Source organism: Bradyrhizobium sp. BR 1432 (assembly GCF_051547705.1).
Taxonomy (GTDB): domain Bacteria; phylum Pseudomonadota; class Alphaproteobacteria; order Rhizobiales; family Xanthobacteraceae; genus Bradyrhizobium; species Bradyrhizobium zhanjiangense.
Genome location: NZ_JBPUGF010000003.1, coordinates 6,019,767 through 6,045,232, shown reverse-complemented (window position 1 = coordinate 6,045,232; position 25,466 = coordinate 6,019,767). Strand labels below are relative to the sequence as shown.

At 61.0% G+C, this 25,466-nt stretch carries 26 protein-coding genes, 1 tRNA gene and 1 pseudogene; 7 read left to right on the top strand and 21 right to left on the bottom strand.

Annotation, left to right across the window (positions count from 1 at the left end):
• Positions 1-66 precede the first annotated feature (66 nt).
• The 5 genes from ACSKB8_RS29220 to ACSKB8_RS29200 all read right to left on the bottom strand — a co-directional run bounded on the left by ACSKB8_RS29220 (position 67) and on the right by ACSKB8_RS29200 (position 6,292).
• A complete protein-coding gene (locus tag ACSKB8_RS29220; RefSeq protein ID WP_438107898.1) occupies positions 67-2,241 on the bottom strand; it encodes a PAS domain-containing sensor histidine kinase in 2,175 nt (724 codons plus the stop codon).
• 592 nt (positions 2,242-2,833) lie between these two features.
• On the bottom strand, positions 2,834-3,868 hold the full coding sequence (locus ACSKB8_RS29215) for a LysR family transcriptional regulator (RefSeq protein WP_438107897.1): 1,035 nt from the start codon (positions 3,866-3,868) through the stop codon (positions 2,834-2,836).
• Between the two features lie 427 nt (positions 3,869-4,295).
• Entirely contained in the window at positions 4,296-4,565 is a 270-nt protein-coding gene (locus ACSKB8_RS29210; RefSeq protein WP_438110724.1) for a XapX domain-containing protein, read from the bottom strand.
• A 103-nt stretch (positions 4,566-4,668) separates the two neighbouring features.
• Positions 4,669-5,349, bottom strand: coding sequence for an isochorismatase family protein (locus tag ACSKB8_RS29205; protein ID WP_438107896.1), 681 nt, complete (start codon positions 5,347-5,349; stop codon positions 4,669-4,671).
• An 817-nt stretch (positions 5,350-6,166) separates the two neighbouring features.
• Complete coding sequence (locus ACSKB8_RS29200; protein ID WP_438107895.1) at positions 6,167-6,292, bottom strand: hypothetical protein; 126 nt, start codon at positions 6,290-6,292, stop codon at positions 6,167-6,169.
• 480 nt (positions 6,293-6,772) lie between these two features.
• Between ACSKB8_RS29200 and ACSKB8_RS29195 the strand changes: the two genes are divergently transcribed.
• The gene (locus ACSKB8_RS29195) at positions 6,773-7,630 is read left to right on the top strand and encodes a helix-turn-helix domain-containing protein (protein ID WP_438107894.1); all 858 of its coding nucleotides are present in this window, start codon (positions 6,773-6,775) and stop codon (positions 7,628-7,630) included.
• Between the two features lie 359 nt (positions 7,631-7,989).
• Entirely contained in the window at positions 7,990-8,229 is a 240-nt protein-coding gene (locus ACSKB8_RS29190; RefSeq protein WP_438107893.1) for a hypothetical protein, read from the top strand.
• 176 nt (positions 8,230-8,405) lie between these two features.
• Here ACSKB8_RS29190 and ACSKB8_RS29185 read toward each other — a convergent pair.
• Positions 8,406-8,490 (bottom strand) — tRNA-OTHER (locus tag ACSKB8_RS29185).
• 135 nt (positions 8,491-8,625) lie between these two features.
• Between ACSKB8_RS29185 and ACSKB8_RS29180 the strand changes: the two genes are divergently transcribed.
• Positions 8,626-8,844, top strand: a complete 219-nt coding sequence (locus tag ACSKB8_RS29180; RefSeq protein WP_438107892.1) for a hypothetical protein — start codon at positions 8,626-8,628, stop codon at positions 8,842-8,844.
• Between the two features lie 168 nt (positions 8,845-9,012).
• Here ACSKB8_RS29180 and ACSKB8_RS29175 read toward each other — a convergent pair whose 3' ends face one another.
• The 11 genes and pseudogenes from ACSKB8_RS29175 to ACSKB8_RS29125 form a co-directional block, all read right to left on the bottom strand.
• Entirely contained in the window at positions 9,013-9,156 is a 144-nt protein-coding gene (locus tag ACSKB8_RS29175) for a helix-turn-helix domain-containing protein (RefSeq protein ID WP_438110722.1), read from the bottom strand.
• 88 nt (positions 9,157-9,244) lie between these two features.
• Positions 9,245-9,769, bottom strand: a complete 525-nt coding sequence (locus ACSKB8_RS29170) for a carboxymuconolactone decarboxylase family protein (RefSeq protein WP_438107891.1) — start codon at positions 9,767-9,769, stop codon at positions 9,245-9,247.
• Position 9,770: 1 nt separating this feature from the next.
• On the bottom strand, positions 9,771-10,160 hold the full coding sequence (locus ACSKB8_RS29165; RefSeq protein ID WP_438110721.1) for a Bug family tripartite tricarboxylate transporter substrate binding protein: 390 nt from the start codon (positions 10,158-10,160) through the stop codon (positions 9,771-9,773).
• Between the two features lie 31 nt (positions 10,161-10,191).
• On the bottom strand, positions 10,192-10,725 hold the full coding sequence (locus tag ACSKB8_RS29160) for a Bug family tripartite tricarboxylate transporter substrate binding protein (RefSeq protein WP_438107890.1): 534 nt from the start codon (positions 10,723-10,725) through the stop codon (positions 10,192-10,194).
• 24 nt (positions 10,726-10,749) lie between these two features.
• Entirely contained in the window at positions 10,750-11,550 is an 801-nt protein-coding gene (locus ACSKB8_RS29155) for an SDR family NAD(P)-dependent oxidoreductase (protein ID WP_438107889.1), read from the bottom strand.
• A complete protein-coding gene (locus ACSKB8_RS29150) occupies positions 11,547-12,386 on the bottom strand; it encodes an amidohydrolase family protein (RefSeq protein WP_438107888.1) in 840 nt (279 codons plus the stop codon). The genes ACSKB8_RS29155 and ACSKB8_RS29150 overlap by 4 nt, the downstream gene beginning before the upstream one ends.
• 1 nt (position 12,387) lies before the next feature.
• Positions 12,388-14,118, bottom strand: coding sequence for an acetate--CoA ligase family protein (locus ACSKB8_RS29145; protein WP_438107887.1), 1,731 nt, complete (start codon positions 14,116-14,118; stop codon positions 12,388-12,390).
• 125 nt (positions 14,119-14,243) lie between these two features.
• Positions 14,244-14,402, bottom strand: a pseudogene (locus tag ACSKB8_RS29140) (CoA-binding protein); the annotation flags it as partial.
• Positions 14,348-15,238 carry an enoyl-CoA hydratase/isomerase family protein gene (locus ACSKB8_RS29135; RefSeq protein ID WP_438107886.1) on the bottom strand — a complete coding sequence of 297 codons (891 nt, stop codon included), beginning with the start codon at positions 15,236-15,238 and terminating at the stop codon, positions 14,348-14,350. The gene ACSKB8_RS29135 and the pseudogene ACSKB8_RS29140, both read right to left, overlap by 55 nt.
• A 40-nt stretch (positions 15,239-15,278) precedes the next feature.
• Positions 15,279-16,265 (bottom strand): tripartite tricarboxylate transporter substrate binding protein, encoded by a 987-nt coding sequence (locus tag ACSKB8_RS29130; RefSeq protein ID WP_438107885.1) that lies wholly within the window; start codon positions 16,263-16,265, stop codon positions 15,279-15,281.
• Positions 16,266-16,409: 144 nt separating this feature from the next.
• Complete coding sequence (locus ACSKB8_RS29125) at positions 16,410-17,168, bottom strand: IclR family transcriptional regulator (RefSeq protein WP_438110719.1); 759 nt, start codon at positions 17,166-17,168, stop codon at positions 16,410-16,412.
• Between the two features lie 117 nt (positions 17,169-17,285).
• On the opposite strand from ACSKB8_RS29125, the gene ACSKB8_RS29120 reads away from it, so the two are divergent.
• Genes ACSKB8_RS29120 through ACSKB8_RS29110 form a run of 3 tightly spaced genes read left to right on the top strand, consistent with a single transcriptional unit; the run spans position 17,286 to position 20,399 of the window.
• Entirely contained in the window at positions 17,286-17,858 is a 573-nt protein-coding gene (locus ACSKB8_RS29120; RefSeq protein ID WP_438107884.1) for a tripartite tricarboxylate transporter TctB family protein, read from the top strand.
• Between the two features lie 17 nt (positions 17,859-17,875).
• Positions 17,876-19,378, top strand: coding sequence for a tripartite tricarboxylate transporter permease (locus ACSKB8_RS29115; protein ID WP_438107883.1), 1,503 nt, complete (start codon positions 17,876-17,878; stop codon positions 19,376-19,378).
• Positions 19,379-19,436: 58 nt separating this feature from the next.
• Positions 19,437-20,399 (top strand): Bug family tripartite tricarboxylate transporter substrate binding protein, encoded by a 963-nt coding sequence (locus tag ACSKB8_RS29110; protein ID WP_438107882.1) that lies wholly within the window; start codon positions 19,437-19,439, stop codon positions 20,397-20,399.
• 29 nt (positions 20,400-20,428) lie between these two features.
• On the opposite strand, the gene ACSKB8_RS29105 is transcribed toward ACSKB8_RS29110, so the two are convergent.
• Genes ACSKB8_RS29105 through ACSKB8_RS29090 form a run of 4 tightly spaced genes read right to left on the bottom strand, consistent with a single transcriptional unit; the run spans position 20,429 to position 23,470 of the window.
• Positions 20,429-21,775 (bottom strand): MmgE/PrpD family protein, encoded by a 1,347-nt coding sequence (locus ACSKB8_RS29105; protein ID WP_438107881.1) that lies wholly within the window; start codon positions 21,773-21,775, stop codon positions 20,429-20,431.
• A gap of 15 nt (positions 21,776-21,790) precedes the next feature.
• Positions 21,791-22,435: a CoA transferase gene (locus ACSKB8_RS29100; RefSeq protein WP_438110717.1), complete on the bottom strand. Its 645-nt coding sequence runs from the start codon at positions 22,433-22,435 to the stop codon at positions 21,791-21,793.
• Positions 22,410-22,982 carry a CoA transferase gene (locus ACSKB8_RS29095; protein ID WP_438107880.1) on the bottom strand — a complete coding sequence of 191 codons (573 nt, stop codon included), beginning with the start codon at positions 22,980-22,982 and terminating at the stop codon, positions 22,410-22,412. The genes ACSKB8_RS29100 and ACSKB8_RS29095 overlap by 26 nt, the downstream gene beginning before the upstream one ends.
• Positions 22,979-23,470, bottom strand: a complete 492-nt coding sequence (locus tag ACSKB8_RS29090; RefSeq protein WP_438107879.1) for a hypothetical protein — start codon at positions 23,468-23,470, stop codon at positions 22,979-22,981. The genes ACSKB8_RS29095 and ACSKB8_RS29090 overlap by 4 nt, the downstream gene beginning before the upstream one ends.
• Positions 23,471-24,438: 968 nt before the next feature.
• Here ACSKB8_RS29090 and ACSKB8_RS29085 point away from each other — a divergent pair.
• Positions 24,439-25,368, top strand: coding sequence for a LysR family transcriptional regulator (locus ACSKB8_RS29085; RefSeq protein WP_438110715.1), 930 nt, complete (start codon positions 24,439-24,441; stop codon positions 25,366-25,368).
• Positions 25,369-25,466: the final 98 nt, after the last annotated feature.

Below are 25,466 nucleotides of genomic sequence, written 5' to 3'. Positions count from 1 at the left end.
AGGTCCGGTAAGGACTCCGCACGGACTCATCGTCGTCGACCACCGACACAAACGAACGTGTGACCATCATACATTCCTCGTGACGCCGCCCTCACCGAGCGTTCCCTTGGCGTCAAGACTGTGCGCGCTAGTTATACTCTCTGCGCTTCGGGGAATTGAAAACGAGAACGTGGCCCCCCAGCCGTCATTCAACGACGCCCATAGGCGCCCATGATGATTCTCAATAATCGAGCGACTGACCGATAATCCAATTCCCATACCGTCGTCCTTGGTCGTATAGAATGCGTCAAAAAGCTTTTCTATGGCCTCACCGTCAAAACCATGTCCCGAATCCTGCACACTCAGGCGAATCCAATTACTTTGCTCCCGCTCCGTCCTGATCGTCAGCGTTCTTGGTCGATCATCGATCATGCTCATCGCGTCCATGGCATTTTGGAGCAAATTCAAGATTACTTGCTGAAGTTGCACCCGATCGCCGGCCGCGAGCGGAAGGTCTTCGGCAAATTCCATCCGCAGGCTGACGCCATCACGATGAAGCCTATTTAGTAGTAACGGAATGACCTCGCGGGTCGCCTCGTTCAGGTCCACCGGCCGGGCTACAGGCGCCTTCCTATTGAAGAGCGATCGCAGGCGACCAATGATATCGGACGCCCGGTTGCCGTCACGAAGCGTACGGCGCACGGTTTCGAGGGCACCTGCGACATTTGGTGGATCCGCGGCTAACATGCGCAAGCAAGTGCTTGCATTAGTGACGATGCCCGATAGCGGCTGGTTGACCTCGTGGGCTATGGATGCCGTTAGCTCACTCATCGTCGTCATACGCGCCATATGCGCTAGTTTCGTTTGCGTATCGCGCAGCTGCTCCTCGGCGCGCTTGCGGTCTTCTATGTCGGTGTTGATTCCGAACCATTTGATGACATTACCGGACTCATCAAGTAGTGGATTGGCGCGAAACAGAAACCATCGGTACGTGCCATCGAAGCGGCGCAATCGCGCTTCCCTCTCTCCCGCTCGGCGCGACGTCATGAACGAACGCCACGCATGAGCCATACCGCTCCTGTCGTCGGGATGAATCGCCGCCGTCCACCTAGACCCTTGGAGGTGCTCCAAGTCGAAGCCCACATAATCTGCGTAGTGCTGATTGACGAAGTCGGCTGAGCCGTCTGCACTAGCAGACCACACGAGCCCAGGAATGGTGTTGATGATGAGATTGAGATTGCGCTCGTTGGCTCGCAACGCTTCCTCGGCGCGTTTCCGTTCCTCGACGTCGATTTGCAGTACACACCAGCGTACGATGTCTCCGTGCTTATCTCGTAATGGAAAGCCGCGGACGCTGAACCATCGGTAGACACCATCGCTGCGGCGATGCCGGCTTTCCACTTCATATGGCTCGCCAGTTTGGACCGCCCGCCTCCATGTGCTGATCGTCGCGGCTACGTCATCAGGATGGACGGCTCCGGTCGTGCTCCAGCGCTTCAATTCATCGGCGCCCATCCCGAAATATTCAAGGACAGGACGATTGACGGCCTCAACCTCTCCATCCACCGTCATAATGGCTAGAGGAGCCGGAATGGCGTCCACTATCAACTGAATATCGATTTCTCGTACGCGAAGCGATTCCACCACTCGCCTGAGCTCGACAATCTCTTGTCTTCGATCTTCGCTAAGGGCAAGAATCTCTTTGGTTCGCCGCCAAACCTCTTGATCTGTAGTTTCGTCAACTCGCGTTCGTTGGCTGAAGAGCCGCGCCTCCTGTAGGCCGCTCGCAATTTGATTGGCTGCAATTCTGAGGCGAAGCGTCTCTGCCTCTTCGGGAAACTCGGCACGATGAGATGCAGCCACCAACATTCCGGTATCATCCGGGAGCCATCCCAGGTGCAGCGATATGGTCGACAGCTCTCTCTCGCCAATCGCAATTCGCTGGATCAAGGGCCAAGTTTTCGGGTCTTGACCCAGCGAAGTGCTTAGAACGCTGCTTACCTCCTGCGGCGCGATGGCTCCGACAAGTGATCTCGCTGTTCGAGCTACTTCAAGATATTCCATCTTGACTGGGTCTTTGAGACGAACGTAAGCAAAGTCCAGGTGGAGCATGTCCACCACGATGTCCAGCAAATCCGGAAGCGCTTGTGAGAACGAGCCATCGCTCCAGATAGGAGGATGAGCAAGGATCCTGTTCAGATCGTTGATACAGCACCGAGAGCACTGGCGCTGCTCAGCAGAATGTTTGCTGTTGACCACCATTTTAGATCGCTGCCAAGGACACCCCGGCGTGCTCAACTTACGCTCGGAGACATTTCCACGTATCCCTTTCCGGCGGCAGCAAACCCGAGCTGTCGCTTCAGAGGCCGTCGACAATGATAGAGTACGATCGCATAACATAAGCTACCATGCCCCTTCCAACTGTCGCAAGTTTGCGCACGCAGAGGCCCTTCCGTTACGACGACCATAGCGCCGGCACTCACTGACACTTCGGACTACGGGTCATCAACTCATACAAGCTGCGGTCACGGCGCCGAACTGCCGTTTCGCCCATGTTCTACTCCGCTGGCTGCTGGTCGGCCACGGGGTCAATTCCTAGCCCGCTCACCGTTGGAGTTGCTGAGAGCCGGCTCGAACGAATTGACCAGCTCTCACGGGAAGTCCCGATACGGCGCTTGATGAAGGTCTTTGGGAGGCCGGCCGTCCTCCACGTCATTCCCTGAACAACTCGTAAGAGGCCACAAATCAAGGTTGCGAACAGCCAAGGTCCGCCCGCTAGAATAGAGTGCCTCTTCGGCGAGGTCCATCGTACCTTGGTGTCGGTTTTTGGAATACAGGAAGTCTTCGACCTCCCTCACGCTTCCGCGGCGAGCCGCTGCACCGATGGGCTTAATATGGGTCTCGCAAACTCAAACAAACGAGCCCGCAGAGGCTCGGTAGCTCGGCTCAATGTGGCGCGCAGCCACTCTTGCGGCGCGTCACCCTCGTTCCGTTCATGCCACAGAACGCTAACGTCCTCCAAAGTCGTTTTGTATGGTAACTCGTGCATCGACAGTGGGTGCCTGCCGACCAACAACTTGGCGAGCGGCCGTGGCACGATAGCCGTCAAATCCGCGTCCTCAAGTAGTGAGGGAAGCGCAAGAAAGTGAGGCAATGAGACAGCTATGCGCGGACTTCGCTTTGCCCCCGAAAAGGCCCGTTCGAAGGCGGCCCTATCGAACATTTCCGATCGCCGGGCCAGCCCACGTTCAGATACATAGCCGTCGACAGCTCCCTCATGCTCGCCATTCAACAAGACCACGGCTATGGAAAGCGCAGAGAATGCCTCAAGCGACGGCTTGCCGAGTTCCCGTGAAGAACTCGTGATAAGGACATCATCGTATGCAAAGAGCGAGCTTGACCCGAAACGCGCAGGCACATCTGAGAAAGTACCGATTGCTGCATCAATCTGTCCGAGATCTATCTCCTCGGCCAGATCGATCCAACTATCCGGCCGGATTACGAGATTAACGAGCGGCGCCTCCCTCCTTAAAATGGTGAGGAGATATGGCAGCATCACCATGGTGGCAAAATCGCTCACCGCAATAGTGAACCGCCTCGTCGAACTACCTGGCTCGAATTTGGGTGGGTCGATCGCCGCCTCCAGTGATTTCCACGCTTGGCGTATCAAAGGGGCCATCGCAACCGAGCGCGCGGTCGGTTGCATCCCCGCGTTCGTGCGAACAAACAATTCGTCGTCGAGCAACTCTCTTAACCGGGCGAGAGCGTGACTAACGGCCGTAGGGCTGACACATATCCTCCGGCTGGCTCGCAGCACGCTTCGTTCCTCCATGACCGCGTCGAACACGCGCAGAAGATTCAGATCAAATCTGTTCAGGGACATCGTCATGGCCAAACTGCGAAAGATGATTACGCGTTGCGGAACTTAGGATGCAGCTCAGTCTCGCTACTTTACGATAGTTTCGCAGGGACATTATTGTTATCGACCTAGATGCTCTCGATCGGGATCATCTATGCGCTCTCTCAGTCAGGTATCGCGAACAGCCGAGAGTAGAGCCCATGAAATTGACTGCTCAATTGCACCTTGGTGTGAAAAATCCTTGTGCTCGTCGGCAGAGCTGATGCCGTGCGGACGAATCGTCGCGCAGTTCCCGGCGCGCTGTCGGATTCGACCTGCACCACGACCTGCACCACAGCATGCGCGCACATAGACTTGTGATACCGTCTTGTGGTACCCGGTTCCGGTAGGTCGCAAATGCCCGTGGAACGATCGGGCTTCGTGGTCAGACCGCGGTGCAGGATGAGGTCCGGAACACTCATGACAAGTCCTCTTTCGATTCTGCCGTATCATCACCGTGCCGTCCCGGCAACATCCCGAACATGTAAGCAGAGCATCCTCCTTCGCGCCATGCAGCCGCGATGATCGAGCCTACGAGCAGTTGCTTGCCGACAGGAAGCAACTGCTCGCCGACGAGAATGCCGAACAATCGGACGAGGGCGACCAAAGGCGGCGCCGGAGAGCGCACGTTGAGAACGCTATAGATCAATCCAACAAGGAGGCCCGCGCCAAGAGACACAACATATATCGGCTTCCTTCCTTTGAACGTTTTGGGGATTACCGCGGTCTTGCCTGCCGTCGCGCGCTGACGCCTTCATGCCGTGCGTACGGCACCCGAACAAAGCTCGACGTCATTTTGCATGTTTTGCGACCTCCTGAGCCTTCTCGTAGCTCTCCGATACCGCGGCGTAGTTGGGCGCCACCAGGCCATACAACTTCGCGAGCTCTGCCGCTTCAGGGCGGGCCCACGTGCGATGAAGCTCGGACAGGAGCGCATTGGTCGACGTCGGGATAACATCGCCTTGGACGAAGCGGGCCAGCGTCGTGCGCGACGCCAATTCGCTCGGGTCGCCGGAGGCGTCGATCACCGCATACACGTCGAATCCAGCTGCCCGGGCATCCAGCGCCGGGAACATCACGCAAACGTTCGTCCAGACACCCGCCATGACCAACGTCTTTCGGCCGGTCGAGCGCACCTCTTCGACGAAGTCTGCGTTATCCCAGGCATTCACTTCACCCTTACGCGGCACGAACACGGCATGCGGCGCGTGCTTATGGATTTCCGGCATGAGCGGGCCGTTCGGTCCCTTCGGCTCAGATGCGGTCGTAATGACCGGGATCTTCAGCAATGTCGCTAGTTTCGCGATCATTTCGACGTTCCGCCGGAGGTCGGCGACCGCGATATCCTTCACTGTTTGGAACAGACCGGATTGGTGATCGAGCAATAGGATCACTGTGTCGGCCGGGTCGATCAGGGCTTGCCCGCCACCAGTCGACAGAACGCTTGACTTGCTCTTCAATGTATTCGCCATAACTTCTCCTTCAGCAGTGGTGTCCCACCGGATCAGCAACCTGGCTAGCCGGCGGGTCTGCTCATACGTTCGTTGAGAGGCCGTCTCGCTGAATGCCGTCGCGACTCCAGATGCCGGACGCTTTGAGGCCCTCGTGCCAAGAAACGCTGCGCAGATCTCAGCAACGATCTCGAGGATGGATGTGGAGCACAAAGCCACAGTCGTCGTTCACGGATTTGATGAATGTTCAAATTCTTGCGCAAAACCGCGCCGTCTTTGGTATCGAACGCACATTAGAGCTGGCGACACTTGATCAACTACGGCTATGGTTGAAATCGTGACTTGGTGCTTGCTGGCCTTCGTTGGCGAACAAGACATGTCTCCAGCGCGCGTCCGCCATCATGCGAAACAATAATTGACCGGTGGCAACGCTATGGGCGAACGAGGATCGACAACCCCTGAGAGTGTGTCAGCTGATTGGGGCATCTCTCCGATTGCAATTGCCTGGCCGGGGCGGACAGCTGGCCTATCGGCCGGCGTATTCGCGGGCCAGAACGCTCAGAGACTCGAAGTCGCATCGCCTTCAGATCCGACAACACACATTCTCGCGGTATCGACTTGCGGCCACCATGCGACCTACGCCGTGGATGGTCGCGAAGTACATGAGGGAATGTTTGAGGCTGGCGCGGTTGAATTGGTCCAAGCAGGCCAAGCACCGGCCGCTATGCTGACGGGCGACTGGCGCGTCATCCACATCTACTTTCCGGCCGCCGATCTCTGGCAACTCGGCGAAGACCTTGGACTCTCGGCAATAGACGCATTCGGGCTAACCTTCACCCTACCCCATTTTGCCCGAGAGCCCGTGCTTGGTCGGATCGGACGCAGGCTCGAGCAGCGATTGCGGCGCGGCGATGTGCCTAGCCGCCTTGAGCTGGACGATCTTTCCTTGAGTCTCGGATGCCATCTCATTCGTACCCACGCAACGACAAAGCCTCCTCGCCGCCCGCGGCCCCGAGCGCTTTCCGGACAAGAGAGCCGGCGCCTCTTGTCGCTTCTTGGCGACGCTCAGGAGCCGGGCCTCGAACAACTCGCTCGCGAGCTGGACAGGAGTGGGGCGGAAGCCAGGTTGGCCTTCCATAAAACCTTCCACGCTACGCCGCAAGAGATCCGCGGCATCCTGAGACGAGGCCGCAGGCCGTGAGTATGGTTGATCGGCCACAATGCTAAACAGTCTGACGCAAGCGCCTTCCGTCGCGGCGATACCAATCCAAACTCAGCATCAGGCCTGCGTAAGGCGCCACTCACAAGAACCACCTGATCTGCGTCGACGGCATGTACGCCAACGGCTTCGCCGCTATCGCAACAAACAACCATACACTATGGTGTAATCGACACGACGCCTCTCCCACTGTCCTAGTAGGAGACCGCATCGTGATGCCCGCCCATGAGTCACCCCCTGAGCTACGCCGACTATTACCGCACTATATATCCGTTTGAACAACAGCACAGATCTGTTGGCGGACTGAATTTGTTTCGTTCGCCGCAGCACCAAGCCGGTGAGTACGTCGAATCTGCCCATGGAGTATCGCTTCAGATTAGCCGCGCGCCTCGGGCGGGTCGGTCTGTCGTCGATCTGGGCGCAGGCCGTTTCAACGCGGATCTGTCCGCACCAAACTATTTCGTCGCGCCTCCCGATCATCCTTGCAGGTACGACCTCACGTCCAACATCGATCTTCTCGTCATTGAATTTTCGTCCAAGGTTTTTTGGGACGATCCTTGGCGCCTCCAAGACTGCGGACCGCTCCATCATGGAGCACGCTATGACACGTTGCCGCTGCAGCTCGCGGAGCAACTTTGGGAGCTAAGCGCGCATGGACTGACGCAATTGGAGGCCGACAGCTTTGGCATGGCGCTCGCGACTTTGCTCGCGCGAGCCTCGCAGCCCGCGATTGGGATGAAACTGGCGAAAGGCGGACTAACACCGAAAGAATTGAAGCTCCTCACTGAGTACATGAAGGGTCAACTCGCGAGTGACTTGTCGCTCGCCGAGCTTGCTGCACTTGTTTCTCGCTCTCCATATCATTTCGCACGCGCCTTCAAGACCAGCACGGGAGTTCCGCCCCATCGCTATGTAATGATGCTTCGGATAGAACTCGCAAAGGAATTTCTGGTAGCAGGCCCCCTTAGCGTTACCCAGGTTGCGCACGCCTGTGGCTTTGCCTCGTCGCAGCACATGGCCACCGCGTTCCGCCGCATGGTCGGAACGACACCGACGGAGTATAGGCGCCAAAGCGACGTTTAGATCATGCGAATAACCACCGACACTAGGCCCTCGTTTATGATCATTTCCTCACTTTTCTGGCTGCGCATTCCCCTCGTGCCGGAACGCCTCCATCAGCCTGCGCAGGCGCCAGACCAATCTGCCGCACTAATGGGTTGTGATGGCAACCTGAGCCATGCCGTCGGGCGGAGCAACCGAGCCGCGGTCGAAGCCGCGTTCGTACTCTCCGACTCGGGTCAAAAGCGGCGGTGAAGCCGTCGAAAGCGTTCGTCCGGTCTGCGCGCCAACCCGATTTGTGTGTGGGGACGGCCCGGCTGCATGCGACAGGCTTGATTTTGGATTATCGGGACAGGCCGACACCTCTCAGTCGCGAGTATTCCATGCGCATCGCTTTCCAGCGGGACGAAACGCCAAACGTGTTTGTCTCGAACTCCGAGCTTTCGGCTTTGGCAGGCGGGCGGCCCTGCCGCACGTCTATCGCGATCCCCTGCGGCTGTCCCTCACGTTGCCAGGAACGCGCGGTGGACTGGCATGATGCAGGTGCAACCACCGATACCGACATTCACTTCAGGTTGCGATTTAACCGAGGTTTTTCATCTCTTTTCGTGTCCAACAACTAACGACTTGGTCTTGCGCGCTAGGTTCTTCATCAAAATCTCCGACCCCACGTTCTGAAGCTACTGTTGGCGCGGTGACCAAGGGTAACATCACGGAATTAGCTGCAACAACTGTTCTGGCACTCTTCATTGTTTTGCTGTCGCTTCGAACAGCCGGATAAAGTAGAGAAATGGTGCGGCGGAGAGAGTGGGAGTCAAACCCACGATTTTCAATTCCGCGTCGAACTGCTGAGACTGCACGTAGGCACTCGCCCGCTCCTCCCCTCGCAACTCCGGACCCTGCCCACGCGCCACAAGCCTTCAGTACGGCTTTCTTCCCTTCTGTACGCTGCAACGCGCACACCAGCGATGCCGGCTTGAAATCGCGGCCGGGCGTCGGCTAAGCCAACGCATACAACGGTGGTCATCGACCAAGATGAAAGGAGTGAGAATAATCTTACGAAAACCTACGCCAAACTGCGCGTCAGCCACCGGCCACACTACCCACTCAATCATTTCGAACGACGTTTCGTCGTTGATTTGCAAGCACAAATCTTCAAATCTGACGGACAAATGCCGCCGGTATACCCGCCGCAATTTTTTGGTCTTGAATTCACAGGAAAATTTGGGTGGCTCTGAGGGTTGGTATCTTCAGCAAGTATCGGAATCAATCGGGGCACTCGACGGGCCACAAGCTCGGAACGGCCTGCTCTTGTGCTTTCCTCGACTTGCAGCAGATACCGTCATCGGTCAATCGGACAGGCCTCTGATGTCAAGGTTTGCACCAACAGCGGCTCTCCTAACAACTCATCCTGCTCGAGAACTCTTGAGCAACCGGTTGATCGTTTGGCGACCGACGCCGATCCTCACGGCCAAGTCCTCCTGGGAAAAGCGTAGATCGATGACCCTCCTCTTCTTGGAGGCATGGCGCTTGCCTTCCCGGACAACTATTCGCGGCAGGCCACGCCCCCGATCCTAGAGCCAAAGGTGACCATCAACTTCGCTGGCGATCTCTTTGGTCGATCGTCCTGGCTCCCTGTCAATGGCAAACATTGAGCGCGACGAGAAAGCGTGAGACCATGTTGTACGCAGCGATGGTCGCCACGACTTCCACGATCCCGCCGTCATCGAACGTTTCCCGGAGCTTCCCGAAGAGTGCGTCCGATACGATGATGTCGCGCGTCATTGCATCGGTGAGCTCGAGCATCAGCGCTTCGCGGGAATCGAACGCTGCAGCGATGCCATCCTGCTTCACCGCCTCGATCTTCTCGTCGCTAAGACCGGCGCGCTTCGCGATCGGCGCGTGGGCTTCGAATTCGAAACTGGCCCGATTGAGCACCGCAACGCGCAAGATGACGAGCTCGCGCAAGTCCGCAGGGAGCGATGTCTCGTTGCGTACCGCCGTCAACATCCGTTCCCAGCCGGCGGCGATCGGCCCCGAGTTGAGCAGGACCTGGTAGAGCAGCGAGATGCGTCCGCGTTCAGCCAGGATCCGACCCTCGAGATTGGCAAGCTCGGGTCGCGTACCAGGGACGACCGGCGGCACCCGGATTCCGTCAGCCATCTTACTCACCTCTGATATTTTTCGCCTTGATCAAGGCCGACCACTTCTCGGTATCCGTCTTGAGAAGAGCGGCCAATTCGTCTGGGGTCGAGGGGGCCGGCTCGGCGCCCAGCGCGATCAGCTTGGCGTTCACGTCCGGTGCGGTCAGGCTCGCCCGTACGGCCTTGTTCAGAGTTTCCACCACGGCGAGAGGAGTCTTCGATGACACGAATATTGCGTACCAATTGTTGGTATCGATGCCTTTGAAGCCCTGCTCTTCGAACGTCTTGACGTCGGGCAACGCCGGGTGCCGCTTCGGCGCCGCCACACCGACGGCGCGCAATTTGCCTCCTCTGACGTGGCCGATGAGACCAGGCACATCTCCAAAAAAACCCGCGACCTGACCTCCCATCACATCAGAAATCGCGGGAGCCGCTCCCTTGTCAGGGCACATGCAGAAACGCCGCACCGGTCGCGTCGGCGAGTTGCTCGATCGCGAGATGGGGAATCGATCCCACACCCGACGAAGCCATAGCCGTCTCCTTGGCCCGCCTGGCGTTGGCGACGAAATCGGCAGCATCCTTTGCGCTGTCATTCGGATTGACCACGAGAACTTCGACGTTGTTCACGACCAGCGAGACCGGCGCAAAGTCCCTCGTCATGTCATAGACGAGCTTGTCGTAAAGCGATGGGTTGATTGCGGCCGCACCGACCGACGTGATCCAGATCGTGCTGCCGTCAGGCGACGATCTGATGACCTCCTGGGCAGCGATCGCCCCGTTTGCACCCGACTTGTTTTCGACGATCACGGTGCGACCGAGCTCTTTTCCAAGCTGATCGGCCAGGATCCGCGCAACGCTGTCGACGGGCCCTCCGGGGGCGAAGCCGACGATGATCCGCGCGGGTTTCGTCTGGGCGAATGACGGTCCAGCCAGTGCCAGGCAGATGATGGCGGCCAGGAATGTGCGTCTCAACATGTGAAGTTCTCCTGAAAATTCGTCTCAGTCGCAGCGCGCGATCATTCCACCATCGACCACGATCTCGGTCCCCGTCACGAAGCGCGCTTCGTCCGATGCGAGATAGGCGACGGCGGCCAGCCGTGTCGCGGCCATCACCCATGAAGCCAAGTGGAATGCGGCGGACGCGCGAGGCCAACAGTGCATCGACGTTGCCCCGGTTCGCTGACCGGCCAGGCGCGCCTCGACCATGGGCGTATGGAGCTGTCCGGGCACCACGGTATTGACCCGGATGCCGTCGGGTGCGTGCTGCACGGCAATGACGCGCGACATCTGGATCACGCCGGCCTTGGTGGCTGCGTAGGCGACCTGGGCCGATCCGGTCCATCGCAGACCCGACGTCGACGCAAGATTGACGACGGCCCCCGCCTTTCTTGCAACCATATGCGGCAGGACGTGCTTGCAGGCCAGGAAAACACTCTTCAGGTTGATATCCACCTGCGTATTCCAGGCGTCCTCCGCAAGCTCGACGGGACCGCCGGCCGCCGAACCGCCGACATTGTTCACGAGAACGTCGATCTTGCCGAAGCGCGCAAGGCACGCCTCGACAGTTGCCGCGAGGTCGGCACTGGATGTCACGTCGCAGGCATGTGGAACGATCGCGGCGCCGACGGCGCCCGCCCGCTCGACCGTTTCCTCGACACGGGACAGGTCGCGGTCGCAGGCGAAGACCATGGCCCCCTCCTCGGCGAGGCGTACCGCGATCGCTCGTCCGTTGCCCCAACCGGGACCTACACATCCGGCACCGGTGACAATCGCGACCTTCTCCTTGAAGCGCTGGCTCATTCCGTCTCTCCAAAATGGTAAAGTCGCGCCGGATTCGTCACCATGAGTGATCTGCGCACCATGGAGTCCGGCGCAACGTTGGCGATGCGATCCACCAGCTCTTCATCGCTGGGAAGCGGTCCCTGATGGTTCGGATGCGGCCAGTCGTTGCCCCAGACGACACGATCGGTGAATTCGGATGCAAGCAACCTCGCGAATGGCACGGCATCGTCATAGGGCGGTCCCTTGCGCGTGATGCGGTCGATCCCCGAGACCTTCACCCAGCATGCCGGGTGCTCCATCAACCGGCGCAGCGCAGTGAAGTGCGGTTGCTCCAATCCGAGCGCCGCGTCGATGCGGCCGATATGGTCGATCACCACGGGAGCGGGACCGCCGAGAAGTCGGGGCACGATTTCGCCGAGCACCGTCGCGGGATCGCCGTGGACCTGGACGTGCCATCCGAGCGGAGCAAGGCGACGTGCGAGCGTGAGCACGGCCTCGACATCCTCTCCAGTACCGAGATGGTGCATGTAGTTGAAGCGGGCGCCGCGAAACCCGGCCCGGTCCAGTCGCTTCAATTCGTCGTCGGAGACGTCGGTGGCTACCAGCGCGACGCCGCGATAGGTTCGCGGCCGAGCCGCAATCGCGTCCTCGGCTGCCCGATTGTCGTAGCCGTGAACCTTCGACTGCACGACCACGCAACGCTCCAGGCCACATGCGTCATTCAGCGCGAACAGAGCCTGCTTCGGCGCCTCCGCGAGCGGCGGCGGGCTCTGCGGGTCGAACGGAAACAGCTCCGCAGGCCCGAACACGTGGCAGTGGGAATTGCAGGATAGCGCGGGAAGCCTGACGCTCATGTCACGAACCCGCCCCAAGGATGGCCACTGCGTCAGCGGCCTTGACCCCGGATCCCTTCGGCAGAACGAAGATCGGATTGATCTCGGCCTCGATCAGCCGGTCGCCCAACTGGGCCACCATGACGGAGAAATCGACGATGGCCGTCGCCAGAGCCTCGACGTCAAGCTTCGGACGGCCGCGATAGCCGTCCAGCAGCGGCCAGGATCGCAACTCTCGCAAGGCAGAGACCGCATCGTCCCTAGTCATCGCACAGCCGGGCGGCAGCAGTCGAAGAACGGAGTCCTTCATCAGTTCGGCCGTCACGCCGCCGATGCCGATCAGCAGCACCGCCCCGAGCGGATCGCGACTGTAGCCAAGAATGAGCTCGAGCCCTCCGGGCGGCACCATTTCCTGCACGAGGAAGCCGTCTGGATCGATGCCGGCGCGGAGCTTGACCGTCGCGCGCATCTTCTTGAGCTGTTCTCCAATCGTGTCCGCATCGAGCCCCACCGCAACGCCGCCGACGTCGCTCTTGTGCGTGACGGCGGACGACAGCATCTTGAGCACAACCTTGCCGCCGAGTGTGCTCGCGGCCTGCCGGGCCTCGTCGGCGCTGGCAACGACGTGCTCGCGGACGACAGGCAGGCCGAACCGGCTGAACAGCGATTTGGCCCTGTGCTCATCGAGCGAACCTTGCCAATCTGCCGGGACATCCACGGGTGATCGGTTTGCCGGCTGCATCCGGACGAGAGGCTCTCCCGCCGTCCATAGCGCCGAGAACGCCGAGGCAACCGCTTCCGGTGTGTTGAAGGCCGGTACGCCTTGCCGGGTCAGTCGGGCGGCCGCTTCCGGCGCGTGGGGACTGACGTAGGCCAGCACCGGCTTTGCAGCAGTTGCCGATCCAGCCTCGCGGATCGCGTTGCTGACCAGTTCCGGATTTCCGACGCTCGACGAGCCGACGACTACCGTCAGTCCGTCATAGGACGGGCTGTCGAGCAGAGCCTTGATGCAGCCCTTCAGAATGTCCGGCTGAAGTCCAGCCAGGGTCACGTCGACGGGATTGGTGTCGAGAGCGGCGTTTCCACCCGGCATGGCCTGCAGCAGGTGATCGATGGTCGACTTTTCGGGAGCGGGAGAATCGAAACCGCAAAGGCCCAGACTGTCGGCGACCAGCGTGCCGGCTCCGCCGGTCGACGTCAGGATGGCAATTCGCCGCCCGGTCAGCGGCGGCTGCGTCGCAAGCGCGGCCGGGATGTCGACGAGGTCGCCGAAGCTCTGGGCGCGAATGATGCCGAGATCTCGAAAATACGCGTCGTAGACGCGGTCGCTTCCCGCCATGGCGCCGGTGTGTGACGCCGCGGCGCGTGCGCCGGCGGCGGAACGTCCGATCTTCAGGGCGACGATGGACTTTCCTGCGGCTCTCGCCTTCAGCGCTGCGCGGCGGAAGCGATCGGAATCGCGGACCGACTCGATGTAGAGCGCGATCACCGACGTGTGAGGATCGTCCGACAGATAGTCGATGAACTCCGACATCTCGAGGTCGGCCTCGTTGCTGGTCGCCACCAGTTTCGACAGACCGATCCCCTGCGCCGAGGCGCGCGAGAGCAACGCACCGAGAATACCTCCGCTTTGGGAGACCACACCGACCGGCCCCTTGATGAACGATCCTGCTGCCAACGCGCCACTCGCGGAGAGCGGAACGCCATCCGAGACGTTGACCAGCCCGATCGTATTCGGCCCCAGGATGCGCATCGAGCCGGCAACTTCGCGCAGCAGACGTTGACGGCTCTTACCTTCCTCCCGCTTTCGCCGAATCCGCTGGCGAGAACGATGGCGTGCCTGGTCCCTTTCCGAGCCAGTGCGCGCACAGCGTCCACGGTTCGGTCAGCACCGAGAACGATCATCGCTACATCCGGCGCCGCCGGCAGCTCCTCGACCGTCGCATAGGAGCGCAACCCGTCGATCACAGCGACGCGCGGGTTCACCGGATAGATCTCACCGGCAAAGTTCTGCTGTCGCAAAAACTTGACGGGCAGTCCTGACGTCTTCGAGGGATCGGCCGAAGCGCCGACAATGGCGACGCTCCGGGGGTTGAACAGCACGCCCAGCGACATATCCACTCCCTCAGTTGGCGGCCTTGGCGAGGAACGCCAGGACCGAATTCACGATGCTCGGTGCTCGTGTAGCAAATGCCCTGCGCCTGGCTTCCGGAGGCAAAGACCGACCCGGCCTTGCTCTCGAAGGACTGATTGAGGATCGACTTGCCCAGGGCGATCGCAGTGGCAGATCCTGCCGAGAGCGAACGTGCCCATTGCTGGGCGTCGGGGAGCAGTGTTTCAGGACTGCTGACCCTGTCGACGATGCCGAGCGTCAGCGCTTCGTCGGCATCGACTCTCCGACCAGTGAAGATGAGTTCCTTCGCCCGCGCCAAACCAACACGCCGCGGCAGAAAGTACATCCCGCCGCCATCGGGGATCAGCCCTCGCAGGACGTACGACCAGGTGAAGCTGGCAACCGGGCTCGCCATGATGAAATCGCACGCCAGGGCGATATCGGCACCGAGACCGGCGGCGGCGCCATTCACGGCCGCGATCGTCGGCTTTGGCATCGTGTGAAGCAGCGATATGGAGTGGTGCACGCGCTGCTGGCGGGCCCATCCGTTGAAGGCCACCTCGCCTGCCGGCGCCTCCATGCGACGCTTCATGCCTGCGATGTCGCCACCGGCGCAAAATCCCCTGCCGGCGCCGGTGAGGACCAGCGCACGCACGGATTTGTCGGCGGTCATCTCCTCGATAGCCTCGATGAACGCGGTTCGCATCTCGTCGCTCATCGCGTTTCGCTTGTCGGGCCGATTGAGCGTGATGGTTGCCACGCCCTCGGTGACAGATTTCAGAAGTGTCTCAGCCATGTTCCTAATCCGCGGTAATCTTGTTCTCGGTTACGATCTTGTGCCAGCGCTGCGTATCGGCACGTACGAACGCGTCCAGCTCGGCCGGCGAGCTCGAATGAAGCGTGACGCCTTCGCCTTCCGCCCGCTTGATGAAATCTGGATCCTGCGCGGCGAGTTTGACGGCCGCTCCGATCTTGTCGATGATCGGCTGGGGCGTCCTCGCAGGCGCGTACAAGGCGTACCAACTGTCCACCACATAGCCGGGCACGGTCTCCTCGACCGTCGGCACCCCGGGGAGCTTCGACTGTCCGGAAGGCGCCGTCACGGCGATTGGCCGCAATCGCTTGCTCGCGATGAAGCCCGCTACGGCGGCGTTGGTGGCAAACATCATGTCGACCTGGCCACCGATCAGGTCCGTCAGAGCGGGACCGGCGCCGCGATAGGGAATGTGAAGCAAATCGATCTGCGCCAGGTTCTTCAACAGCTCGCCGGCGAGATGCGCCGACGTGCCGCTACCCTGGGACGCGAACGTGTATTTGCCGGGCGACTTCTTCGCCGCCTCGATGATATCGCCGACCGTCTTGAACGGACTGTCTGGCCTCACGACCAGAACGTTGTGCGAGCTGCCGATCAGGGTGACCGCGGAAAACGCCTTCTCGGTGTTGTAGGGCATCTTCGGCTGCATGCTGGGATTGACGGCATGAGCCAAGGTCGCGACCAGCAGCGTGTAGCCATCCGGAGGGCTGTTCGCCACGGCTTCCGAGCCGATCATGGTGCTGCCGCCCGGCTTGTTCTCGATGATGACGGGCTGCCCCAGTGATTTGGCCAGCAGGGAGCCGAGGCTTCTTGCGATCGTGTCGGTGCCGCCGCCGGGCGCAAAAGGCACGATCAGGCGCATCGGCTTTTCTGGATATTCAGCGTGAGCCGGTACCGCGAGCGAAACCGGTAGCGCGGCCGCCACAAGTGCTATTCGGAAGAAGCTGATGACCTTCCGACGTTCTTTCCACATGGCATCCTCCCAATCCGTGCGCGCACGGCCTGTTGATTTGAGGAGGACTATAGAACTTCCACTGCCGCTTGATGCTCGGCCAATTCCACCTGCTGGAATCGAACGCGTGCCGTCGCCGTCCCGGCGGCGGCCGCGATCCACCGCTCAATAGGTGTCTCGCGCAGCGTTCAACTCGAGCTTTTCAAGACATCTGCGTTTCAGGTCCAGCAGCCAGGGTCCCAGCCGCCGCCGGGCGTCAGCCAAGGGCTCGTCGCTCGCAAGGCTCATATTCAGCGAGTATGGATCCTGCTCCTCGAACCGGAGCGACGTCGCCACCGCCACAACGCCGGGCTGCCATCTGACTGCGCAATAGCCGAGCTGATCGAGTTCGGCGAAAGATCGTTCGATATCGTGGCGGAACTGGCGAGATCCCTTTGGGCGGCGCTTTGCGATCGCTGCCAGTTCACGGTCCCGATCTTCGCGCGGTATCGCCCAGAGATAGGCCCGGCCAAGCGACGTCAGTTCCACCGGCACGCGCTGACCCGAGACGACAGTCCGGAAACTCGCGCGGGGGCTGTAACGAAATGATTCCAGATAAACCATCATGTCGCCGTCGGCCGCCGCCAGTCCGACGTTCACGTGTCGTCGTGTCGCTTCGGCCCGCATCAGCGGCGCGATTGTGGACAGAATCGGCGAACTCAAGCGCATTGCATGGGCGAAGCTCAAGACCGCTGGAGCCAGGCGGTAGACGCGTTGGGCGGCATCCCTCTCCAGCATGCCCGCGGACACCAGGGTCCGCGTCAGACGGCTCACGGTCGCCTTGGGCAGACCGGTCCGCTCCGCAATCTCCGCATTGCCGAGCTCGCTGAGGCCGGGCTTGAACGCCCGCAGGATAGCGATGCCGCGCTCGAGCGAGCGGTTCATCCCATCCCCGTCGTGCCGGTTAGTCATGGGGCCGCCGTTTCACCTAGTGGAATTAGCACAGCCTAATCCGTCGGATTTGTCGATATAGGTTCGTCGAAATAGTGCAATCGGCGCGCTTTGGTCGCGGCGACAATCGGAGCTGTACCCGCCCTGACCGGCGGGAGAGCGATCGGCACAACCAAGAGAACATGGGAGGATACCGCCTTGATCAGGATAAGGGCTGAAAAGGACTTTTGGGCAGGCCTTCTCTACGTTCTGCTGGCTGCTGCTTTCCTCTGGCTTGGACGCGACCTCAAGATGGGCGCCGCCTCCCGGATGGGGCCTGGTTACTTTCCGCTGACCCTAAGCTGGATCCTGGGCGCCTTTGGCGCAATTTCCATCGTTCGCTCGTTCGTTGCCAACGGCTCTCCCGTCGGCAGCATCGCATGGAAGCAACTCGCGCTGATCACCGCTGCGGTCGTGGCCTTCGGTTTCCTGATCGACACCGCGGGGCTCGTCTTCGCCCTGCCCGCGCTTGTCATCATCTCGGCGCTGGCCTCGCAACAATCCGTCTACGACCTCAAGAGCCTTCTGGTGCTCGTTGGCCTGACCGTCTTCTGCATCCTCGTTTTCGTAAAGGGTCTCGGAGTGCCGATGCCGATCCTCGGATCGTGGTTCGAGCACGCCGCCGCCATCGCTCCACAACGCTAAGTCCGGAGAGCCTTCCCATGGACATCTTCGCCAACCTTCTGCTCGGGCTTCAGACCTCGATGTCGCCCGTCAATCTGCTGTACGCCCTGATCGGCTGCTTTCTGGGAACCGCCATCGGCGTCCTCCCGGGACTTGGACCGGCCGCCACCATCGCGATGCTGCTGCCGGCCACCTTCGCCATGCCGCCGGTCACCGCGCTGATCATGCTCGCCGGCATCTTCTACGGCGCCCAATATGGCGGCTCGACGACGGCCATTCTTGTCAACCTGCCAGGCGAAACGTCGTCGGTGGTCACGGCACTCGACGGTCACCAGATGGCACGACAGGGCAAGGCAGGTCGCGCGCTCGCCACCGCAGCGCTCGCCTCGTTCTTCGCCGGCACCGTCTGCACGCTGCTGATCGCGCTGTTCGCTCCGCCGCTTGCCGAGGTCGCCCTGAAATTCGGCCCCGCCGAATATTTCTCGCTGATGGTGCTCGGCCTGATCGCCTCCATCGTCCTCGCGCACGGCTCGATCCTGCATGCGCTTGGCATGATCGTGCTCGGATTGCTGCTCGGCCTGATTGGAACGGACGTGAACTCGGGCCTGCAGCGCTACACATTCGACCTGCCAGAACTGTCCGACGGCATCGGGTTCGTCATCGTTGCGATGGGCATGTTCGGCATCGGCGAGATCGTCGCCAACCTGCAGCAGGAAGCCAGCCGCGACGTCTCGATCAACGAAGTGAAGGGATTGTGGCCGACCAAGGAGGATTTCCGGCGGATGGTCGCGCCTACCCTGCGCGGGACCGCGCTCGGCTCGATCCTCGGCATCCTGCCCGGCGGCGGCGCCGCGCTCGCCTCCTTCGGAGCCTACGCGCTCGAGAAGAAGGTCTCGAAGAACAGGAGCGAGTTCGGCAAGGGCGCGATCGAGGGCGTCGCGGCGCCCGAATCGGCAAACAACGCCGGCGCGCAAATGTCGTTCATCCCGATGCTGACGCTTGGTATCCCAGCGAACCCGGTGATGGCGCTCATGATCGGGGCGATGATCATCCAGGGCATTCAGCCCGGCCCATCCGTGATGACCGAGCAACCCGCGCTGTTCTGGGGCCTGATCGTATCGATGTGGATCGGCAATCTGATGCTGCTGGTCTTGAACCTGCCCCTGATCGGGATGTGGGTGAAGATGATCACGATCCCCTATCGATATCTCTTCCCGATGATCATCGTGTTCTGCGCGATCGGCGTCTTCAGCCTCAACAATGCGCATTTCGACGTGTACCTAATGGCACTGTTCGGGGTGATCGGCTACGTCTTCAAGAAGCTGGACTGCGAACCGGCCCCGCTTCTGCTGGGATTCATCCTCGGACCGATGATGGAGGAGTTTCTGCGCCGTGCGCTCCTGCTGTCCAAGGGGGATCCGCTGGTGCTGCTGACCCGTCCGATCAGTGCGGGCATGCTGGCGCTCGCGCTCGTCCTGCTCGCGCTCGTGCTGCTGCCTTCATTCTCGGTCACGCGCGAGGAAGCCTTCCAAGAAGAGTAAGCGCAAGCTCCGCCCCTTCAGAAAGGAATATGCCATGACGCAGTTCAGCCGGCGCGAGATGCTTGCCGCGCTATCCTTCATCGCCACTGCCGCGGCCGGCAGCAGGCCGGGCCTCGCCGCGACGCCGGATTATCCGTCGAAGCCGGTCAAGCTCATCTCGCCCTATGCTCCGGGCGGGGCGACTGACATCATCGCCCGGTTGATCGGACAGCGGCTGGCCGAGCAGCTCAAGGCGCCCTTCATCACGGAGAACCGAGCCGGCGGCGGCGCGAATATCGGCACGGAGGCCGCGTTGAGATCGCCGGCCGACGGCTACACGTTGCTGCTCGCGAGCACCGCCAATGCCGCCAATGCAACGCTCTATCCGAAGCTCCGATTCAATTTCCTCGCGGATTCGACCCCGATCGGAAGCATTGGTCTCGTGCCCAACATCCTGGTTGTGCACCCGGACGTTCCCGCAAAGACCCTCCCCGAATTCATCGAGCTGGCTCGCGAGAACCCAGGCGCAACAAGCATGGGACTGCCGGGCAATGGTAGCCCGCAGCATCTGGCCGCCGCGCTGTTCTCGCAGTTGTCGAAGACAGATTGTCTATTCGTGCAGTATCAGGGCGGCCGCCCCGTGCTGAAGGACCTCATCGGCGGGCACATCCAGGCGGGATTCCCGTCTTCGGTCTCATCGACGGCAAGCATCAAATCGGGGACCCTGCGTGCGCTTGGCGTGACGTCCGCCAGCCGCCTGGCGACATTGCCCGACATTCCAGCGATCGGCGAGCATATCGGCGGATACGAAGCGACCAACTTCTACGGCCTCGTGGCACCGAAAGGTACGCCTGAAACAATCGTCGCGTGCCTGAGCCAGGAACTGAACGCTGCACTCGGCGAGACCGACGCCATCTCCAGACTCGACGCGTTGGGAACATCACCCGTTGCCATGACGTCCTCCGCTTTCGGAACCTTTCTCGCGTCGGAAACGAAAAAGTGGGGTGAGGTGATCAAGGCAGCAGATATCAGAATGGAGTAAGCCTCCGAACGCTGGCCACAGGCCAGCGGTCACGGCTTGAACCGGACCGATCCGGGCAGGTCATTGCCGTGCAATAGCGTCTGCATCAATCGTTCGACGCTGGCAGGTTCGAGGACGGAGCCGGCAAGCTCCATGAATTTGTCAACGAGCTCGTCATCGTTAAGGGGATCGTCTGGATCTCCCTTCCTCGTCCTCTGAAAATGGTCGATCCGGCGGCCGTCGCGCAACGTGACCGCGAGCCGGGCCATGCGCCGGCCTGGATAGGCGGCGGCGAGGTCGGCGGCCTCGCTGACGGTGATCAGCGGCATCAGGCTCCGGATGCGAGCATCGGAGAGCGCAGCAGGCCGAAACGCTTCGAGCCGCACCGCTTCCAGCACCAGTTGAGCCGCAAGGCAATATTGCAGACTGAAGCGCGCGTCCTGCGCCGTGATCGCATCGGGCCGATTGCACATCTGGTAGGTCGCCCCGTAGCCTTCGACGTGGATCGCAGCGACTTCATCAACCGCAAAGCCTGACGTACGCTGCATCGCCTTCAGCCCATCGATCGCGGGGAAGATGTGGCCGCAGCAGCCGTGGGCTTTCACTGTCATGCGCGCAATCGGCGTCCAGTCACCGAGACCGTGCAGCGCCTTGGTCCAATCGCCCGCGGAGTCGCTGCTCGCTGCGGCAAAGCCCTTGGGCCCATGGAAACTGGCCATCGATCCGGTGATGCCCTGCCTCGCACAGACCGCAGCCAGGAGGCCCGCGTCGGCGGCGTGGCCGGGATGCATCGCCTTTGCCATTCCCTCGTCCTGCAAATTCTGTTGATGTCCGCCCGCGAAGCTGCTCGCCAGCGCCATGGCATGGGCGATGGCCTTGGCATCACAGCCCAGCAGAACGGCGCCCGCAGCGGCCGAGCCGATGGTGCCGACCGTCGAGGTCGTGTGCCAGAACGCATAATGGCTGGGCTGGATAGCAAGAGACACGCGGCATCCGGCTTCATAGCCGGCAATGACGGCTCTGTGAAACGCACCGGCGGACAGGCCATGGTGCTGAGCGATGGCGAAAGCGGCCGCAATGGTCGAGCTGCCCGGATGATAGCCGCCGTCCCGGAAGATGTCGTCGAACTCGACGATGTGACTGGCAACCGCGTTGATCATCGCGGATTGACGCGGAGACCTGAGCGATCCATCGACATAGCAGACCGCGCGTCCCGAGGTTTTCTCCTCGGCCAGAGCGTCGATGACCAGTGTCGCAGGTTTCTCCCGGCACCCCGGGAGCGTCGTTGCAAACCAGTCAAGCACCGCCCGCCGAGCCGCCCATTCGATGTCCGGGGCAAGCTCCGCCTCACGCCAGGCTGCCGCAGCCTCCGCAAGCGCGATCAACGGATTGGGCAAAGCACAAATCTCCTTCTACCCGATCGCACCCTGCGTCCTTAGCGCGGCGATGTCTGCCTCACCATAGCCCAAAGATTCAAGGACCTCGACTGTGTGAGATCCGACCGGCTGCGGCGGCGACGTCAGTCCAGCCGGACTTGCCGACATCTTGAAGCCGGCCACGGCGACACCAAGCTCTTGCTGCCCCGAGCCGCGCAGCCCGGCATTCTGAACGACCCCTCGCGCGACGGCCTGGGGATCGGCGATCGCCTCAGCGAGCGTGCGAACGCGAGAGGCCGGAACGCGATGTTTCCGCAACAACGCCTCCCACTCCGCTGCGGACCGCGTGGCGATGATCGCGCTGAGCGCAGCCTCTTCTTCGGCGTGGGCATCAAGGCGCTGGTTGTTGTTGGTCTTGATCAGGTCTTCCCGGCCCAATGCCGTCCACAGCCGCCGCTGCTGCGCAAGATTCGATGCCGCAATCATCATGTCGGTGTCGGAGGCGCGGTAACAGCCGATGGTGGCAAACGGAAACCGGTTCGCTTTCGCCTTGGGATGCGAGCCGTTCCAGGTCAGGCCCGCAATGTGCGAGGAGCACAGCATGAGGGCCACATCGAACATGGATACATCGATATGCTGCCCCACGCCTGTCTTCTCACGCTGGAAAAGCGCGGCGGAGATCGCAAAGGCCGCGGCGAAGCCGGTACCATAGTCGAACGAGCTGGGCCCCGCTCTTCAATGGCCGGCCGTCGCCATAGCCGGTCATCGCCATCATTCCGGAGGAAGCCTGGATCACATTGTCGTAGCCGGTTTCCTCGCGTCTCGGCCCGGTCGCGCCAAAGGCCGAGATCGAGCAGTAGATCAGGCGCGGATTAAGCGCTCGCACGTCGTTACAGGACAGTCCCAGGCGGTCGAAGGCCCCGGGTCGAAAGTTCTGCACGAAGACATCCGCAGTTTCGAGCAGGCGCAGCAGCGCTTTCCGGCCGCCCTCCGTTTTCAGGTCGAGCGCGATCGCCTTCTTGTTGGATGCTTGAGCCATGAACGAGGTTCCCATTGCCCGGTCGTTCATGCCCCTGTCGCTGCCCTGCAGGCGGGCCTGGTCGGGACCGTGCGGAGATTCGATCTTGATGACTTCTGCACCGAGGACGCCGAGCTGATAGCTCGCAAACGGACCAGCTAGAACGTGGGTCGAATCGACAATTCGGATACCGCTGAAAGCTTTCGTCATCTATCCACCCATGCAAAGTGTTTCTCCCGGTGCAGCCCTTTTTGCTCACACGCCGGCACACCGTTATTCGTCATCCATTTTAGTCCGCCGACAAGCCTCGTCAGCCGGCAAATTCCATCACGTGAAACACGCCCTTCCGGACGCCATCCTGTCCGATGGCAAGACCGACGTGATGGCGGCAACATGACCGCGGCGAAGAGTTGAAACTCATCGCGCATGGCCACCGAGAGAACAACGCGGTCCGAACTTAATCTGCGCGAGATGAAGGCCAGCACGTCATGGGTCGGCTGATCCAGCCATTGTGCGTCATCGGCAACAAAGAGCAGAGGCCCGCGAGCCGCCCTCTCGGTCTGAAGAGACAACGTCGCTAGTGCAACCAGGAAGAGGGTATCGCCGGAGCACCCGTCCATCTCGCCTACGCGGCCAACCGGTTTATGGCGGTCAAGGTCCGCACCGGGAAATGTGGTACCGTCATAGGACCGATACAAGGCAATCAACTCTGCCTTGTGCCAAAAGCGACCGGTGCTCCCGGCCAAGCTTTAAGCGCCCACACCTTCCGTACGATCGAACACGCTGCGATACTCCATCAGTGAAGACCAATGGATCTCGGACCTCCACTGGGATAAAGCAAGCTCACTATTCGGTCGGCTTCTCGACGCGAAAAAAGCGAGAGCAACTCGAGCAAACTACGCTAAACCGCGCGATGCCAGCCGTCCGCGCTATTCCCACTCAATCATTTTGGAAGACGTTTCCGCGTTGATTTCCAAGCACAAATTCTCAAAGCTGACGGTCAAATCCCGACGGTATACCCGCCCTAATCTTTCGGTCTTGAGTTCACAGGAAAATTTACGAGGTTCTGAGGATTGGCACCTTCAGCAAGTATCGGAATCAATCGACGCAGTAGACATACACCCGGTCGGACGGCCTCTACTTGTCCTTTCGTCGATTACCACGTGATACCGTCAATGGTCAGGCGGGCGGCCATTGATGGTTTGGTTTGGCGCCACAAGGGGCCCTCTCCGCCAAGCCGTAGCCTGACCCGTAGCTGACCAGCCGCTCCGATCGGGAAGCCGCCTGCTTCAGTTTGGCAGAGCGCTCGATATTGATTGCCTCGGCGCGGGCAGCGCAAGCACGCGCTCAAACTAAGGGCCGCCGTCACAGTGACGACGCCTTTTCCAAGGGGGCCGATCAACAGCCCGATTGCGAGCGACGTCAACGCCTGATTCGGGATGGCGCGCCGATGAGCCCAAGCCGATCCCTTTCGCCTCTTGAACGGCGAGACCACGGGCCAATGTTGGCGCGTTTCCGGTCATAAGAAGTAGACATTCTCAAGCGAAACGCCGAAGCTGTCGGAGGTACTTGCGTCAACGGCAGGGCCAGGAACAGATTGTATGAGCAACTCTCGGCGTCCGTCCGCGATTGGCCGATGACAGGATAGTGACACGCCTTCTTGATCATGAACATCAAGCAGCTTCGCTTTTTTCTTCAGATTGCCGAGCTTGGAAGTGTGACGCGTGCGGCGACATTGCTGCACATCGCACAGCCTGCGCTGTCCCGTCATGTGCGCCAGCTTGAGGAAGAAGTCGGAGTTGCGCTGTTCCAGCGCTCCGATCGCGGAGTTGCCTTGACCAGCGCCGGGATGCTGTTGCGCGATCGCGCCGTTGGCCTCCTGCAGCACGTTGATCGGGTGCGGCAGGAGGTGCGCGACGAGTTCAACGAGCCGAGCGGCGAGGTGACGGTGGCGATGCCGCCATCCATGCTCGAACTCGTGACATTACCGGCGGTCGCCCGATATCGGGAGCGTCACCCGGGCGTGCTGCTGCGCGTCATCGAGGGCATCAGTGGCGTCCTGAATGCCTGGTCGATGGTTCACCTCGGAAAGGCTGACCTGGCGGTCGTGACCAACGTCGAGCCGCTGGCAACACTCGAGAGCACCGAGTTCTTGCGTGAGCCGCTGTGCCTGATTGGCCCCAGATCCGCCGGTCTCGATCCGGCTGCACCGGTTGCGCTCGAGGAGGTGGCGACGAAGTCGCTGATCGTCCCGGGACGACCAAACAGCCTTCGGCTGATCCTTGAAACAGCAATGGCCGAGCGGAAGATCCCGCTTCATGTTGCGTTCGAGGGAAACTCTCCGACCCTGATCGTGCTCGCGGTCGAAGCCGGGCTCGGCTTCGCCACTCTGCCATTTTGCTCGGCCTACCGCTTCCTCCGCGAGGGGCGCGTCAGCCTCGCGCCGATCCGGCACCTCGATGTGTCGTGGGCGCTCGTCCAGTCGCGCGAACAGCCCTTGTCGGCGGCCGGAGAGCAGCTCAAGGCGACCCTGCGCGAGACCATCGCCACCCAGATCGCCTCCGGCAGCTGGACAATGGCGAAGCTGCTGCCCTGACCGCCGTGATCAGCATCGCGTTATGACCGTCATGCCGAGATAGTATTTCCTGCGACAAGGTGCGGACCGCTATCCCCTCGCTCGAGACGACGTCAAGA

Bases quoted from the DNA above. Each gene is read 5' to 3' on its own strand.
- ACSKB8_RS29220 (WP_438107898.1), bottom strand. From the start codon at position 2,241: ATGGTGGTCAACAGCAAACATTCTGCTGAGCAGCGCCAGTGCTCTCGG.
- ACSKB8_RS29215 (WP_438107897.1), bottom strand. From the start codon at position 3,868: ATGACGATGTCCCTGAACAGATTTGATCTGAATCTTCTGCGCGTGTTC.
- ACSKB8_RS29205 (WP_438107896.1), bottom strand. From the start codon at position 5,349: ATGGCGAATACATTGAAGAGCAAGTCAAGCGTTCTGTCGACTGGTGGC.
- ACSKB8_RS29200 (WP_438107895.1), bottom strand. From the start codon at position 6,292: ATGGCATCCGAGACTCAAGGAAAGATCGTCCAGCTCAAGGCGGCTAGG.
- ACSKB8_RS29195 (WP_438107894.1), top strand. From the start codon at position 6,773: ATGAGTCACCCCCTGAGCTACGCCGACTATTACCGCACTATATATCCG.
- ACSKB8_RS29190 (WP_438107893.1), top strand. From the start codon at position 7,990: ATGCGCATCGCTTTCCAGCGGGACGAAACGCCAAACGTGTTTGTCTCG.
- ACSKB8_RS29170 (WP_438107891.1), bottom strand. From the start codon at position 9,769: ATGGCTGACGGAATCCGGGTGCCGCCGGTCGTCCCTGGTACGCGACCC.
- ACSKB8_RS29165 (WP_438110721.1), bottom strand. From the start codon at position 10,160: ATGGGAGGTCAGGTCGCGGGTTTTTTTGGAGATGTGCCTGGTCTCATC.
- ACSKB8_RS29160 (WP_438107890.1), bottom strand. From the start codon at position 10,725: ATGTTGAGACGCACATTCCTGGCCGCCATCATCTGCCTGGCACTGGCT.
- ACSKB8_RS29155 (WP_438107889.1), bottom strand. From the start codon at position 11,550: ATGAGCCAGCGCTTCAAGGAGAAGGTCGCGATTGTCACCGGTGCCGGA.
- ACSKB8_RS29150 (WP_438107888.1), bottom strand. From the start codon at position 12,386: ATGAGCGTCAGGCTTCCCGCGCTATCCTGCAATTCCCACTGCCACGTG.
- ACSKB8_RS29145 (WP_438107887.1), bottom strand. From the start codon at position 14,118: ATGCGCATCCTGGGGCCGAATACGATCGGGCTGGTCAACGTCTCGGAT.
- ACSKB8_RS29130 (WP_438107885.1), bottom strand. From the start codon at position 16,265: ATGTGGAAAGAACGTCGGAAGGTCATCAGCTTCTTCCGAATAGCACTT.
- ACSKB8_RS29125 (WP_438110719.1), bottom strand. From the start codon at position 17,168: ATGAACCGCTCGCTCGAGCGCGGCATCGCTATCCTGCGGGCGTTCAAG.
- ACSKB8_RS29115 (WP_438107883.1), top strand. From the start codon at position 17,876: ATGGACATCTTCGCCAACCTTCTGCTCGGGCTTCAGACCTCGATGTCG.
- ACSKB8_RS29110 (WP_438107882.1), top strand. From the start codon at position 19,437: ATGCTTGCCGCGCTATCCTTCATCGCCACTGCCGCGGCCGGCAGCAGG.
- ACSKB8_RS29095 (WP_438107880.1), bottom strand. From the start codon at position 22,982: ATGACGAAAGCTTTCAGCGGTATCCGAATTGTCGATTCGACCCACGTT.
- ACSKB8_RS29085 (WP_438110715.1), top strand. From the start codon at position 24,439: ATGAACATCAAGCAGCTTCGCTTTTTTCTTCAGATTGCCGAGCTTGGA.